Origin of the sequence: Streptomyces sp. S465 (genome assembly GCF_026898115.1) — a bacterium.
In the GTDB taxonomy this organism is placed as follows: domain Bacteria; phylum Actinomycetota; class Actinomycetes; order Streptomycetales; family Streptomycetaceae; genus Streptomyces; species Streptomyces luomodiensis.
Genome location: NZ_CP114036.1, coordinates 9020226 through 9034760, shown reverse-complemented (window position 1 = coordinate 9034760; position 14535 = coordinate 9020226). Strand labels below are relative to the sequence as shown.

The following is a 14535-nucleotide window of genomic DNA, read 5'->3' as shown; positions in this document are numbered from 1 at the left end:
GACGAGCCGGCCCTGCCGGTACTCGTGCAATCCCTGTGATATTTCACAGGGATGATACGCTGCGAAAGGTGGATGTCAACAGGTCTTCGCGCCGGTGGACGATGGATGACGAGGACCGCCCACGTGCTGGAAGAGGAGCTGTGGTTTGAGTTCGGGATCGTCGATGGCGGAGCGGGCGTACGCATCCCTCAAGCGCGACATCATCCGGTGCCACCTCCGGCCGGGCGACGTCATCGTGGAGGCGTGGCTCGCGCAGCGGTACGGGATGAGCAAGACCCCGGTGCGCGAAGCCATCAACGCGCTGCGCAGGGAAGGTCTCGTCGTGGTCGTCCCGCGGCGCGGAACCTTCGTGAAGCCGACGGACCTCGGCGACCTCCAGGACACCTACCGCCTGCGCAGGCTCCTGGAACCGGAAGCGGCCGTACTCGCCGCACAGCGCGCCGACGCCGAAGATCTCGACCGCCTGGACGCGCTCAGCGCGGCAACCGTGGCGGCGAACGCCTCACGCCCCGACCGGAACGAAGCGAACCGACTGCTCCATGTGGCGATCGCGGAAGTCGCGCGCGTATCGCTGATGATCCCGATGATCAACACGCTGCACGAAGAAATCGAACGCTTCCTCAACCTCCGGGGCGAACTGGGCCAGCCGCCCTACACGAGTGTCAATCACGGGCGATTGGTCGAAACCATCAGGAGCGGCTCGGAGGAGAAGATCAGGCAGGTCGCCCTCGAAGGCATCGAGCGCTCTCGCCAGTACATGCTGGACACCCTGCTGTCGGGGGGACCAGAGGCGAGCGGCGCGAGCAATCCGGTGTGAGAGTTTCCCTGTACGGGGGGATGCCGAGGAGTCGGACAAGGCGTGTGCGTAACCGGGACGGAGGCACGCCGGCGGACCGATGACGGAATTGGCCGCGGGCGTCGGCCTGTCGCCCCAGCGGAGGCGCGCACGGGCCGGTCGCCCGGTCGCCGCGAAAAGCACGCACGATGCCGTCAGGAGAAGTCGAGCACCAGCCGGCCACGCACGCCGCCGGCCTCCAGCATGCGGTGGGCCCTGGCCGCCTCTTCGGCGGGCAGCACCTCGGCGACGTGCAGCGTCAGGGTGCCGTCCTCGGCCTGGCGGCACAGCGTGTTCAGCCGCTCGGTGTCGGTGATGCCGTCCGTCACCATCACCGGGCACACGCGGATGCCGCGCCCGGCCGGGCCGGACCAGCCCCGCAGTTCGGCCAGCGCCCCGCCGTCGGTCGTGCGCGCCGCGCAGCCGGGAGGCGGCGCCGAGCAGGACGGCCGACGTGTGATGCCGCCCGTGCGCCTCGGCCAGTGCGGCCGTGTTCACCGCCACCAGGGACAGGGTCGGCAGGTCCCGGGTCTCCAGTGCCGCCGCGTACGCCTTCGCCAGTGCCCGCTCCGCGCCGGCCAGGTCGCCCAGCTCCAGGCATGCGGAGGCCCGTACGCAGCCGATCAGCGTCCGCGCGTGGTCGCCGGGGAACGTGGTGGCGCCGCGCAGGCCCCGTTCGGCGTCGTCGAGCAGGTGCCGCGCCCGGTCCAGGTCGCCGAGCCGCACCAGGAAGTCGGCCTCCCGAGCGTCGACCAGGACCAGCAATTCCTCCGAGGCCGCGCGCCGGGCCCGGTCCCGGGTCGCGCCGATCATGGCGATCGCCAGGTCGGTGTCGCCGCGCCGCAGGTGCAGGTCGATCCGGCGCATGTCCCGGTACACCTCGTCGCGGAGGCTGAGCGAGCCGAACTCGCCGGCCAGCGTCCGGGCCTCGCGCAGGTCGGCCAGCGCGCCGTCGAGGTCGCCGTCGTACTGCCGCAGCTGGGCGCGCATCGGCAGCGCGGCGGCCTGGCCCCAGCGGTCGCCGGCCTGCCGGAAGCAGGCCAGGGCCGCCTCCACCTCGGGCCTGGCGAGCGCCGGCTCAGCGGCCAGGTCCGGGGGTTGCGGGATGGCCGCTGGGGTTCAGCCGTGCGGGATCCGGTGCGCGTCGGGGTGGGTGTTGTCCGGGTCGTGGAGAGCGAGGAGGCGCAGTTTCTCCTCGCTCTCGCTGCCCTGATCGGCGTAGTAGAGGACCAGGAGCAGATCGTCCACGGGGAGCTTGTCCCGGTGCAGGCGCAGCTCACCGACGACGGGATGGTTCACCGTGGTGGTGCCGCCTTCGAGGTCGCGGACGTCGTGGCGCTCCCAGAGCGTTCTGAACCGCTCGCTCGACTGGGCGAGCTCGCCCACCAGTTCCACGGCTCGCGGGGTGTCGATGTCATCGCCGATGGACGTTCTGAAGGCGGCGATGAATCCTGCCGTGGAGCGCGCCCAGTCCTGCTGGAACGCCTGCTCCTCAGGGTCGAACAGGAGCGACCGGAGACGGTTGTACCCGGGCTGGAGGCGCGGCGAGAGAGCGACGGCGAGCCGGTTGGAGGCGAGCACATCGAAGGCGCGTCCCTCCACGAACGCGGGCACCTGCACGCTCGCCAGGAGCTGGTGCAACCGTGGGGGCACGCGTTCGGGCTTCCGGCGCCGCCGCGGTCTCGGGCGCGATGCGGCCAGGCCGAGGAGGTATTCCTGTGCGAGTTCGTCGAGGCGCAGCACCCGCGCGAGCGATGCGAGCACCTGGGGTGAGGGGTTCTTGTCGCGGCCGCGCTCCAGCCGCAGGTAGTAGTCGGCGCTGATGCCCGCGAGCATGGCGACTTCTTCCCGGCGAAGCCCGGGTACCCGGCGATGGGCACCGGCCGGAAGCCCGACCTGCTCCGGGGTGACCAGCGCCCGCCGGGCACGGAGGTAACCGCCGAGGAGGTTGGCGCGGTCGTCGTCGCTCATATCCGGCATCGTAATGCAGCGCCTCCTCGGCGAAGGGGGCCCTGACAGGACCCCGGAAGACGGGGGCACTGCCTCCGGCCGGAGAACAGATCAACACTGGAGGTGTCGCCGCACGGCGAGGCCGCACGACATTCCTCGCGCGCAAGCCCCGACCGGCGACCGGAACCACCATCGGAACCGCCGCCCGCCGGCTTGTCGCGGTCGGCGCCCTGCTCAGGAGCACATCAATGGACATCAGCAACCGCACCGTCTTCATCGCCGGCGCCACCTCGGGCATCGGTCTCGAGCTCGCTCGCCGCTTCGCCGCGGCCGGCAGTGCCGTCGTCGTCGGCGGCCGGCGAACCGACCTGCTCGACCAGCTCGCGGCTGAGGGGTTCGCCACCGTTCCCATCGATGTGACCGACCAGGACAGCGTGGACCGTGCCCGCGACACGGTCCTGCACGGCCACCCGGGCCTCGATACGGTCGTGACGATGTCCGGGGTCATGATCCCCGAGGACCTGCGCGATCCCGCACACTTCGGTGCCGCGGAGCGGACGATCGACACCAACCTCCTCGGCACCATCCGCGTCATCGACGCGTTCACCCCGCACCTGATCGGACGCGGCACCGGCACCATCGTCACGGTCACCTCGGGCATCGGGTTCCTGCCGTTCCCGCTCATGCCGACCTACGCCGCCTCCAAGGCCGGTGTCCACGCCTACTCCGAGGCGTTGCGCGCGCAACTGGACGGCACCGGTATCGAGGTCTCCGAACTCGTGCCGCCGGCTGTCGCCACCACACCGGAGCTGGCGCAGAGCAACCCCCACGCGCTGGAACTGGCCGCGTACGCCACCGAGGTGATGGAGCTGCTCCGGACCGACCCCACTCCGCACGAGATCCTGGTCAAGGGGGTGCTGATGCACCGGTGGGCCGAGCGCGACGGCACCTACGACGAGTTGGTCGCCCAGCGGTCGCAGGCGCTCGCGACACTCCCGGGCCGTCGGTAAGCAGGCGCCGTCAGTAACCAGGCGCCATCGGCAAGCAGGCGCCGTTTCACGCAAGCGTAGCGCAAGCCCACGCAAGGACTTGCGCTACGCCTTTCGGTCAGCACTGGCCGGATGAGGCCCTACGGGTTCTGGATGATCTTGAACGTGGAGGTGGTGTTGCGGATGTCCACCGCGTTGTCGCCGAGCTTCAGCCCGTTGAAGACGACCTCGCCGACGGCCGGGCCCTCGCCCGCTTCCGGCATCTCATTGGCCCACAGACCGAAGCCCGACTTGGCATCGTAGGCGTCACCGCTCTTGCGCGCCCCCGTGATGGTGATGTCCGTGAAGATGGTGTCCTTGATGGGGTACTGCTGCTGACCTCCCACGTAGTCCGTCTGGAACATGATTCCGCTGTAGGTGGGGTCGATGATGTCCACGTTGTTCACGCGGATGCCCTGGAAGATCTTCGACGCCGAGTAGACCCAGATGCCGGGGAAGGTCTGCGCGCCCCAGAAGTGGCCGCCCGCCCGCTCGATCGAGATGTTCTCGAAGGTCGTCGGATCGGTCCCGAAGCCGTTCATCGGGTAGCCGAAGTCCAGGGACGAGATGGTGATTCCGGAGTACACCAGGGTGTCGGCGATGCGGATGTTGCGGAAGGTGTTGTTGTATCCGCCGTACACGGCGACGCCCGCGGCGCGCCAGGTCAGCGTCGAGGTCAGGTTCTCGTAGAGGTTGTTCTTCATGTCCGCGCCGCCGGCGTCGATCGCCGAGAAGAGCGCGAAACTGTCGTCGCCGGTGGCCCGCGCGTCATTGTTGGAGACCAGGTTGTCCGTCGACCCGTTGGTCATGTTGATGCCGTCGGCGAACATGTCGCGGATGCGGGAGTTCTTGATCGTCACCCGGTCGGTGTTGGCGCCCCAGTACAGGCACACCATGTGCTCGTTCCAGATGTTGTCGATCACGATGTCCGACACATTAGAGAAGTCGAACACCTTGCCGGGGCCGTCGATGCGCGTGGTGTAGTTGCCGAAGTAGGCGAAGTTCGCGAACGAGGAGCCCTTGGCGGAGGCGTCGGCCCGAAAGCCGATGTCGGTGTTCCGCTGGCTGGCGGGTGCGTGGAAGGTCGTGTACCAGGGCCCGGCGCCCACGACCTTGACCGCCTTGCCGTACACCTGGAACTTGCTCGACGTCTCGTAGTCGCCGGGCGGCAGGTACACGCCGACCAGCTTGCCCGTGGTGTCCATCCGGACCCGGTCCAGGGCGTTCTGCACGTCCTGGTGGGTGAAGCCGGTGGGCGCGACGTACGCGGCGGGATCGGGGTTGGCGATCGGCGCCACCTGTTCCAGGTTCACGAAGTCGATCGCGTACGTGGAGGTGTCGGTGGCGTCCTTCCGCAGCTGGATCTTCGAGCCCGCGGGGACGGTCTCGTCGAACATGATGTGCGCCTCATCGTAGATGTGACGGGGCGCCCCGGAGCCGGGCGAGTCGCCGGGCGATGCCTCCGCCCCGTACAGCCAGGCGTAGCGGGACGTCAGCGGCAGCGACTTCTTCTTGACGCCGTCGACATAGACACTGATCGTGGCGTCGATGCCGCCGCCGCCCGGCGCGTCCGGGATGGAGAAGCGGGTGACCAGGGTGTTCGTGCTGGCCCTGGTGGTGAACTCGACGTACTCGCCGGTGTCGTCCAGGGTGACCGCCTTGCGGCCCGACGCCTCACCCGCGAGGTCGCCGATGGTCCGGTTGGGTCCGACGACCTTCGCGCCGCCGCCGAGTGATCCGTCCTCCGCCTCGTACATGTCGTAGGGCATGTTGGCGCCGCGCCCGACGAAGAGGGGTTTGGTGGCGGTGTTGTTCTCCCGCTTGGCCGGTATCTCCTCGGCGTCGGGAGCGACCGTGACCTTCACGGTGTACGACCCGTTGGCGGCCTTCCAGGAGCCGAGGGTCACGGGGTCGGTGGTGTCGCCGGGGCCGATGGCGCCCGTGTGGGTGCCCGTCCAGGTCTTGACCGTCTCGCCCTTGGAGTCGGTCAGGGTGAGGGTGATCTCGTGGTCGCCGCCCGCGGACGCGACGGTGCCCTGGTTGGTGAGGGCGGCCTTGAAGGTGACGTCCTGGCCGGCGGCCGGGGAGGACGGGGACGTGGTCACCTGGGCGGGGACCAGGTCCGAGCTGGCGACCGGCTTCACCACCAGGGCGTCCGGGCTGGTGAAGGTGTTGTTGGTCTCGTTCTCCTCGATGATCTCGTCCGGCTCGTCGGCCACCGCGCTCAGTTCGTACGTACCCGCCTCGCGCGCTCCGAGGGACGCGGTGACCGTGGTCTGCTCCCCCGCGTCGAGGGCCCCGACCGAGGCGGTCGCGACGGTCGTCCCGCCGAGCCGTACGGCGACCTTGCTGCCCGGCGCGTCGGCCGACCCGCTGTTGCGCACGGTGGCGGAGACGGTGATGTCGTCCGATTCGACGGGCGACGCCGGCGACGGGGTCAGCTTCGTCACCTGGAGGTCGGGGTTGGGCGCGGGCACGCCCAGCACCTGGAACTCGGCGATCTGACCGGCCGTCGCCCCGGTGTTGGCGGTGAAGCGCAGCCGCACGTCGGCGACGCGCTTGCCGACGGGGACGGTGACGGTGTTCTGCTTCGCCTGGTCGAAGAGGTACTCCTTGGCGTCGACCAGCGACGTGTAGTCGGACGCGTCCTGCTCCCGGCCGAGGACCTCGATGGTCTGCGTGCGGCTGCCCCATCCGGGGTTGAGCCGCAGGACCAGCCGGTCGACGTCCGCGTTGGCGCCCAGCTTGACGGTGAGGGTGTTCGGGTAGCTGCCCGCGCCGCCCTCCCAGTAGGTTCCCGTGTCGTTGTCGTTGGCGTTCTCCGCGACATACGTGTGGATCACGGAGGACGCGGAGATGGGCTTGCCGACAGCCAGGTTGGAGTCGGCTCCGCTGCCGTTGCGGGTCACCGAGTTGCTCGCCGGGGACTCGTTGCCGGCCGCGTCCTTGGCGCGCACGTAGTAGGTGACGGTCGCGGCCGTGGGCTGGGTGTCCGTCCAGGTGAGCACGTCACCGGAGACGGTTGCGCGCCGGGTGGCGTTGGCGTAGACGTCGTATCCGGTCACGCCCTTGTTGTCGGCGGAGGCGTCCCAGGTGAGCTTGATCCGGCCTGGCTCGGGCTCGGTGAAGGACAGGTTCACCGGGGCGGTGGGGGCCTCGGTGTCGCCGTCGCCCGCGGCCCGGGTCACGGTGTTGCTGTTGGCCGACTGGTTGCCCGCCGCGTCCCTGGCCCGTACGAAGTAGCTGACACGGGTGCCCGCGGGCCGGGTGTCGGTGTAGGTGGTGACGTCACCACCGACCGAGGTCAGCAGGTCGCCGTCGGCGTAGATGTCGTACGCGGTGACGCCGGTGTCGTCCGTGGCCGCGTCCCAGGTGAGGCGGATCTGGCCGGTGCTGGGCTCGGTCAGGGCCAGATGGGCCGGGGCGGAGGGCGCCTGGGTGTCGCCGGTGGCGGGTCCGTAGACCTCCAGCTCGGAGACCTGGGCGCCGGGCTGGACGCTGTTGGCGGTGACCTGCGCCCGCACATAGCGGGTGGTGGCCGCGTCGAAGGTGATCGTCGCCGAGTTCCCGTCGGAGGGGGCGAAGGTGTAGGTCTTGCTCGCGGTCAGGTCGGAGAAGTCGGAACCGTTGGTGCTGCCCTGGATCTTCAGTGTCTGGGTGCGCGTGCCCCAGCCGTCGGGAAGCCGCAGGACGACGCGGTTGACCCGGACGGCCGCGCCGAGGTCGGCCTGGAGCCACTGCGGAAAGTCGTTGTTGCGGCTCTCCCAGTAGCTCCCCTTGTTGCCGTCACCGGCGTTGGCCGGGAGGTAGACATCGGTGTGGCTGCTGGCGGTGAAGGGGCGCCCCCGGGCGAGGTTGTCCGAGGACTCCCCCGCGGCGCGCACCTCCAGCTCGGACAGCTGGGCCGCCTGCCAGCCGGTGTTGGCGGTGATGGCCACCCGTACGTACCGCGTCCGGGTGGCGGGGAAGCTCACCCGGACGGTGTTGCCGCCCGCGGGGTCGAAGGCGTAGGAGGCCGATGCCTTGAGGGTGGTGAAGCCGGTGCCGTCGGCGCTGCCCTGCACGGACAGGGTCTGGCTGCGCTTCTCCCACGAGCCGGGCAGTTTGAGGACCACCTCGTCCACCCGGGCGGTGGTCCCGAGGTCGGTCTGTACCCATTGGGGCAGGTCGCTGCCGGCGCTCTGCCAGTAGGTGTCCTGGTTGCCGTCGGTGACGTTCGCGGCGCCGTAATCGCGGTGGGAACTGCTCGCCGTGGCGGGGTCGCCGGCGGCGATGTCAGGGCCGCCGGCCGCCGGGGCGGCGGACACCAGAGGGCCGCCCAGCAGCATCAGGCTCGTGACCACCACGGCACATATGACCCGTAAGGGACTGCGGGTTTTCATGGGTCCCCGATCTGTTGCCCCGCCGCGTCCGGCGGGGCACGTCAGTGGGATGGGTGGGGGGAGCGGGCGCGCCGGCCGGAGTCGGCGCACCCGGTGGCACAGCGCTCAGTCGCGCGATGCGGAGGACCGGTTCGCGGAGCCGTTGATCACGAACTGCGAGCCGGGCTCCTTCACCACGTCACCCTCGGCCGAGTTGGTGATCGTCACGTTCGTCAGGGTGGCGCTGCCGCGCGCCCCGCCCATCGCGAGGATTCCGGACCCGTTGTTGGACTTGTCGATGGTGACGTCCTTGATCTGGACGCCGGGCAGCGCGCCGCCGCCCGTCTTGAACTGGATGCCGTCGTAGGTGGAGTCGTGGATGGCCGTGTCGCGGATCGTGACCCCCGGGATGTCCTGTCCCTGGGCGAACAGGGTGATCGCGCCGAACTCCTGCGCCTCGCCCCAGAACGCGCCGCCCGTGCGGTACAGGCCGTTGCCCGCGATGAGCGTCTGGCCCGAGAAGGGCAGCGGGTCGTGGTCCGTGGCCAGCATGATCCCCGGGTAGTTCATGGTGTCGGAGACCAGGTTGTTCTCGATCGTGTTGCCGTAGCCGCCGTAGATCGCGATGCCGTTGGCCCGCCAGGGCAGCTGGATGGTGTTGTTGCGGAAGTGGTTGTCGTGGCCGATGTCGACGGAGGTGTCCTTCACGTACTTGTTGGCCCACACGGCGAGCGCGTCGTCGCCGGTGTTGCGGAAGGAGGAGTTGTATACGGTCGAGTTGCGGGTGCCGTTGGTGAAGTTGACGCCGTCGGCGTAGGTGTTGCGGATCCGTACGCCGTTGAACTCCAGGCCGTCGCCCGGTCCCCACAGCTCGGGGATGTTGGAGTAGTCGCGGCCGACCCAGGCGCCGACGTTGGAGTGCTCGATCCACACGTTGGTGATCTTGGTGTTCTTGCCGAAGCGGCCGTTGAGCGCGACACCGCCCTCGGCGCCGCCGTCGCCGCCGCGGATGGTGCCGGAGCCGAAGATGGCGATGTCGGAGATCTTGGTGTTGTCGTCGATGTCGAAGCCGAAGTTGCCCTCGTGGGGGTGGTTGATGCCGCCCGCTTCCTGGGGCGGGATGAGCGAGTAGAGCTGGGAGTGCCACATACCGGCGCCGCGGATGGTGACGTCCCGGATACCCATCTGGTTGTACTGGCCCCGGTTCTGCGGGTCGTCGGTCAGGATCTTCTTCTCCTGGCGCCACTGGCCCGCGGGGATCCACACGCAGGGGATCTCGCCGTTCTGGTCCGCCGTGACGGCGCGCTGGATGGCGTCCGCGTCGTCGATGCCGTCGTTGGGCACGGCCCCGTAGTCGGTGATGGAGACGCAGTCGGCGGGCTTGGCGGCCGGTGCCGCGACCTGCTCCAGATCGATCAGGTCGATGACGTAGAAGGACGCGTCGTCACCGGCGTCCCGCTGGAGCCGGAACTTGGTACCCGCCGGATAGGTCTCGGTGAGCAGGGCGTTGGACTCGTCGAACAGTCGCCGGGCGTCGCCGCCGGGCCGGTTGGTCAGGCCCTCCGGGTCGTCGGTCGTGCCGTACAGCCAGCTGTGCTTGGAGGACAGGTTGAGCTTGCGGACGAACTTGCCGTCCGCGTAGAGGCTGATGGTCGCCTCCCTGCCGCCGCCGCCCGCCGCGTCCGGGATCGAGTTGCGGACGACGATGGAGTTGGCCGGCGTGGTGGAGGTGAACTCCACGTACTGGCCGGTGGAGTCGAGCCGGACCGATGAGCGCCCGGAGGACTCGGTGGCGAAGTTGGTGTGCCCGAAGGTGCGCTTGGCGTCCGTCTTCAGCAGGGTGCCGTCGTACCGGCCGTCCTCCGCCTCGTACTCGATGTAGGGCACGGCGGCGCCGCGTCCGACGACCAGGGAGCGGGCGAAGGTGTTGTTGTCCTCGTTGGTCTCGGCGACGGTGCCGGTGGCGTCGGCCGTCGCGGTGAGCGCCGCTCCCCCGCTGGTGGCGGTCCAGTCGCCGCTGATCGCCACGGTGGCCGTGTCACCGGCCGGGATGGCGTCCGCGGTGCCGTTCAGCGTGGTGTCGCCGACGGTGAGCCGGGTGACCGATCCGGCGGGCACCGCGGTGGTGCCCCTGTTGTGCACGGCGACGGTGAAGGTGACCTTGGCGCCGACGGCCGGGCTGGAGGGGTTGGTGGTGATGCCGGTGACCTCCAGGTCCGGTCCGGGGGCCTGGCCGATGACCAGCTTCGAGGCGGCGTTGCGGCTGTTGTTGGTGTTGTCGAGCTCGACGACCGTGTCGGTCGGGTCGACGACGGCGGAGACGCTGTAGCTGCCCATGGGCCGCTTGCCGACCTTGACCGGCACCTTCGCCGACGCGCCCGGTGCGAGCGCGTCGACGGCGCCGCTGCCGGCGACCGCGCCCTCGAGGCTGACGTTCACCGTGGTCGCGGGCGCGGCGGCCGTTCCAACGTTGCGGACCGTGGCCTCGACGGTGACCGCCTCCGCCTCGGAGGGCGACTCGGGCGACCAGGCGAGGTCGGTGACGGTCAGGTCGGGGGCGGGTGCGGCCGCGCCGACGACCTCGAACTCGGCGACCTGGCCTCCGCCGGCGCCGGTGTTGCCGAAGAACTGCAGGCGTACGTCCGCGTACCGGCCCGTGACCGGGATGGTCACCGTGTTCTTGTTCTGCGACGGGCTGAAGGTGTAGTCGGCCCGGTCCTTCAGCGAGGTGAACCCGGACTCCCCGGCCGGCCGTCCCAGCACCTGAATGCTCTGCGACCGGGTGCTCCAGGCGGCATCGGGGTTCAGCTTGACGACGACGCCGGTCAGATCGGCGTCGGCGCCGAGCTTCGCGGTCAGCGTCGAGGACTGGCCGCTCGCCTCCCAGTAGGTGGAGGTGCTGCCGTCGTTGGCGTTGCCCGCGACGTAGTTCTGGGTGGTCGACGACGCCTCGATCGGCTTGCGCAGAGCCAGGTTGGTGCCCGGGGGCGGGTCCCCGGGGTTCTCCCCGCCGGCCTCCCCGCGCACCTCGATCTCGGAGAGCTGGGCGGCGTTCCAGCCCGTGTTGCCGGTCACCTGGACCCGCACGTACCGTGCCTGGGCCGTGGCGTCGAGCGCCACGGTGTTGCCGGACGACGGCGCGAACTCCTTGCGCGCCTCCGCCACCACGGTGGTGAAGTCCTTGCCGTCGGTGCCGGCCTGGACCGTTACGGCCTCGGTGCGCGACTCCCACGACGCGGGGAGCTTCAGCACCACCTCGTCGATGTCCGCCTTGCTCCCGAGGTCGACCTGCACCCACTGTGGGAACGAGCCCGCGGGACCCTCCCAGTAGGAGGCCTGGCTGCCGTCGGTGACATTGCTCGCCGGGTACGAGCCGTGCGCCCCACTGGCCGTCACCGGCCTGCCCAGCGCCAAGTTCGTTCCCTCCGCGGCATGGGCTGTCACGGGCAGCAGCCCGACCGTGAGCAGACCCGCCAGCACAAGCCCGGCGGACCACCGCCGACCGTGATGTCTTCTGTTCATGAGGCCCCTCTCGTTCCCTTCCCCTGAGCGCCCGCAACCGGCCCCGCGACCCGCTGTCCGCCGACGCGCAGGACCTCTCGGGGCAGGGATCACGGAGGCATGAGGGACCGGTGCGCCGGGTGAACGATGAAAGTGTTCGGCAAGGCCAAGACGATGCCGTGGTGAAACCGAGCCAGCCGCAGTACAAGAGTTAAGTGATTTCGTTCATCTTTTGCATTGCCTTGACAGATTTCTACTCCGTTTCAACTTTGTCAACGGCTTGGTACGTACTTTGATGGGCCGCTCCGCCGGGACGTTCATGGGCGGACACACACGGCAAAGGGCAAAGGGGCGAACAGGGATCGGCGGGGCGGAGCGGTTCAGTTGGTCCGGTAGCGGGAGGCGAGTGCGGGGCTCTGTCCGCCGAAGGCGGCGAGGTCGGCCTGGAAGACGGCGTCGAGGAGGGCGGCGTCTTCGACACCGGGGGCGCAGACGACTTCGCCGAGTTCGAGGCCGCGCAGGCCGGCGGTGACGACGTCCTCGGCGCTCATGCGGGGTACGGCGCTCAGGTCGAGGCCCTGGCGCGAGTGGAATTCGGTGGCGACGACGCCGGGGCACAGGACCTGGACCTGGACGCCGGTGTCCGCCAGCTCGGCGCTGAGGGTCTGGGACATGGCGACGAGGTGGGCCAGGGTGCCGGCGTAGACGGCGCGGCGGGGCATGACGGACGTGTCGGCGGGACCGCTGAAGGCGATCATCCCGGCCACGTTGATGATCTTTCCTTCGCCGCGTTCCTGCATACCGGCGACGGCGGCGCGGGTGAGCATGGTGGGGGCGACGACCTTGACGTGGACGAGTTCGCGGGCCTTGTCGGCGGGCAGCTCGGCCACCGGCATGTAGTGGGCGACGCCGGCGTTGTTGACGAGCATGGTCAGCGGCTCGCCGGCGCAGATCTCGGCGACGGTGTCGACGCCGTCGTCGGTGGACAGGTCGGCTGCGACGGTGCGTATGGTGACGCCGGGGTGGTCGGCGGCGAACTTCTCGAGGCGGTCCTTGTTGCGGCCCACGATGATCAGGTCGTAGCCGTCCGTGGCGAGGCGTGTGGCGAATGCCTCGCCGATGCCGGAGGTGGCGCCGGTGACGAGGGCGAGCTTGCTCATGAGTGCTGTTCCTTTCAGGGATCGGCCGATGCGGCCGGGGTGCGACTCTGGTGGAGCCAGGTGTGTTCGGCGCGGTACCGCTCGGCGACGCGGCCTCGGGCCGGTCGTCACCGAGGTGGTGATCGCCGACGCTGTGGCCCCGGCGGGGCAGGTACCAGGCCAGGTGTCGGTGGGACGGCCGGTGGCCGACCGGCTCGGCCGGGCCGACGGCGAGCCGGGTGCCGGGCAGCACCGGGACGAGGTGGGTGTCCCTCTCGTGGGGCGGCGGCAGGCGGAGGCCAGGTCCGCGTGCGCACCGTCGATGTCGATGCGCACCGTCGATGTCGATGCGCCACTCGATGGTCAGTGGTCAGTGGCAGCTCGGCCAGGGCCCGGCCACCGTCGATGCGGATCGCAGCCGGACCGAGCCGGTGCACCGCTCGGTCGCCGCGATCGCCGCGCCCGGCCATGGCACGGGTCCAGCGTACGAAGTCGGCACCGCTCCCGGTTGACCAGCTGATCTCGACGGTGGGGACATCGGCGAAGCAGGCGGCCGTCTCCCCGTACCGGCCGCGGTCCCGGCTCCGGTGTGTTCCAGGACGCCGCCGTCGGCGCGTACGCACCGGCAGCCGAGGTCGCAGGCGGCAGCCGGCGCTTCGGCGATCGCGGGGTGGCCATGGGCAGGCCCTGGTCCCCCGGCCCGGTGAACAGCCCGGTGAACCCCACGACGGGCCGTGCGGGCGGTTGCGTCTGTGTCATGCCTCCACGGTCGGCCGGAAACGCCTGGGTAGCGAGTGGACCCGTTTTCCTGGGAATGGCGGTACCAGGACAGGCGAACGGCTCTCTTGTCACAATCGAGGACATGGCGACCACAGAACTCGGTGCGGCCCTGCGCCACTGGCGCGATCGCGTCCCGCCCCAGGCCGTCGGCCTGCCCACGGGCGGACGCAGGCGCGCCGCCGGACTGCGCCGCGAGGAACTGTCCCAGCTGGCCAGCATCTCCGCCGACTACATCATCCGGCTGGAGCAGGGACGCGCTGCCAACCCCTCACCCCAGGTCGTCGAAGCCCTGGCCCGCGCCCTGCGACTCACCCAGGACGAACGAGCCCATTTCTTCCACCTGGCCGGCCTCGCGGTGCCGGGCCCCGGCACGATCCCGCGCCACATCACGCCCGGTATCCACCGCATGCTGGACCGGCTGACCGGCACCCCGGTCGCCGTCTTCGACGCCGCCTGGACCCAGCTGCTCGCCAATCCCCTCTACACGGCACTCATGGGGGAATGGCAGGGCAACGATCTCAACGCGGTCTGGCGCAACTTCGTGAACCCGCACAGCCGTGTGCGCGACACCCCCGAGTCCAAGGGCGCGCTCCAGGCAGCACACGTCGCCGATCTGCGCCGCACCGCCGGCCGCTACCCCGACGACCCGGATCTCACATCCCTCATCGCCGAACTGCGCCGGACCAGCGCCCGCTTCAACGACCTGTGGGAATCCGGCGCCGTGAGCGAGCACCCAGCCGCTCGCAAAACCATCGACCACCCCCAGGTCGGCGCCCTGACCCTGGACTGCGACGTCCTCAGCGTCGCCGCCAGCGATCTGCGCATCATGATCTACACGGCCCAGCCCGGCACCGAAGACGCCGACCGCCTGGCACTCCTGGACGTGATCGGGACGCAGCTGCTGGCCGAATGACCGCCCACCGCCGCAATGAAGCGGCCGC

9 protein-coding genes are annotated in these 14535 nt (G+C 70.0%); 3 read left to right on the top strand and 6 right to left on the bottom strand.

Annotated features, from left to right (window positions below):
- Positions 1 to 145: 145 nt before the first annotated feature.
- On the top strand, positions 146 to 817 hold the full coding sequence (locus tag N6H00_RS38095) for a GntR family transcriptional regulator (RefSeq protein ID WP_268976469.1): 672 nt from the start codon (positions 146 to 148) through the stop codon (positions 815 to 817).
- Positions 818 to 990: 173 nt separating this feature from the next.
- On the opposite strand, the gene N6H00_RS38090 is transcribed toward N6H00_RS38095, so the two are convergent.
- Both N6H00_RS38090 and N6H00_RS38085 read right to left on the bottom strand, forming a co-directional pair.
- On the bottom strand, positions 991 to 1185 hold the full coding sequence (locus N6H00_RS38090) for a zinc-binding dehydrogenase (protein ID WP_443073262.1): 195 nt from the start codon (positions 1183 to 1185) through the stop codon (positions 991 to 993).
- Between the two features lie 769 nt (positions 1186 to 1954).
- Entirely contained in the window at positions 1955 to 2806 is an 852-nt protein-coding gene (locus N6H00_RS38085) for a helix-turn-helix domain-containing protein (protein ID WP_268976468.1), read from the bottom strand.
- Between the two features lie 227 nt (positions 2807 to 3033).
- On the opposite strand from N6H00_RS38085, the gene N6H00_RS38080 reads away from it, so the two are divergent.
- Positions 3034 to 3795: an SDR family oxidoreductase gene (locus N6H00_RS38080; protein ID WP_268976467.1), complete on the top strand. Its 762-nt coding sequence runs from the start codon at positions 3034 to 3036 to the stop codon at positions 3793 to 3795.
- Positions 3796 to 3914: 119 nt separating this feature from the next.
- Here N6H00_RS38080 and N6H00_RS38075 read toward each other — a convergent pair whose 3' ends face one another.
- The 4 genes from N6H00_RS38075 to N6H00_RS40675 all read right to left on the bottom strand — a co-directional run bounded on the left by N6H00_RS38075 (position 3915) and on the right by N6H00_RS40675 (position 13437).
- Positions 3915 to 8195: a discoidin domain-containing protein gene (locus N6H00_RS38075; protein ID WP_268976466.1), complete on the bottom strand. Its 4281-nt coding sequence runs from the start codon at positions 8193 to 8195 to the stop codon at positions 3915 to 3917.
- A gap of 105 nt (positions 8196 to 8300) precedes the next feature.
- Positions 8301 to 11696, bottom strand: a complete 3396-nt coding sequence (locus N6H00_RS38070; RefSeq protein ID WP_268976465.1) for a discoidin domain-containing protein — start codon at positions 11694 to 11696, stop codon at positions 8301 to 8303.
- Between the two features lie 359 nt (positions 11697 to 12055).
- Positions 12056 to 12835, bottom strand: coding sequence for an SDR family NAD(P)-dependent oxidoreductase (locus N6H00_RS38065; protein ID WP_268976463.1), 780 nt, complete (start codon positions 12833 to 12835; stop codon positions 12056 to 12058).
- A gap of 107 nt (positions 12836 to 12942) precedes the next feature.
- Entirely contained in the window at positions 12943 to 13437 is a 495-nt protein-coding gene (locus N6H00_RS40675) for a nuclear transport factor 2 family protein (protein WP_443073161.1), read from the bottom strand.
- A 239-nt stretch (positions 13438 to 13676) separates the two neighbouring features.
- Here N6H00_RS40675 and N6H00_RS38055 point away from each other — a divergent pair, with 239 nt between their 5' ends.
- The gene (locus N6H00_RS38055) at positions 13677 to 14507 is read left to right on the top strand and encodes a helix-turn-helix transcriptional regulator (protein ID WP_268976461.1); all 831 of its coding nucleotides are present in this window, start codon (positions 13677 to 13679) and stop codon (positions 14505 to 14507) included.
- Positions 14508 to 14535 lie beyond the last annotated feature (28 nt).

Coding starts and splice junctions, on each gene's coding strand:
- N6H00_RS38085 (WP_268976468.1), bottom strand. CDS start 2,806: ATGAGCGACGACGACCGCGCCAACCTCCTCGGCGGTTACCTCCGTGCC.
- N6H00_RS38080 (WP_268976467.1), top strand. CDS start 3,034: ATGGACATCAGCAACCGCACCGTCTTCATCGCCGGCGCCACCTCGGGC.
- N6H00_RS38075 (WP_268976466.1), bottom strand. CDS start 8,195: ATGAAAACCCGCAGTCCCTTACGGGTCATATGTGCCGTGGTGGTCACG.
- N6H00_RS38070 (WP_268976465.1), bottom strand. CDS start 11,696: ATGAACAGAAGACATCACGGTCGGCGGTGGTCCGCCGGGCTTGTGCTG.
- N6H00_RS38065 (WP_268976463.1), bottom strand. CDS start 12,835: ATGAGCAAGCTCGCCCTCGTCACCGGCGCCACCTCCGGCATCGGCGAG.
- N6H00_RS38055 (WP_268976461.1), top strand. CDS start 13,677: ATGGCGACCACAGAACTCGGTGCGGCCCTGCGCCACTGGCGCGATCGC.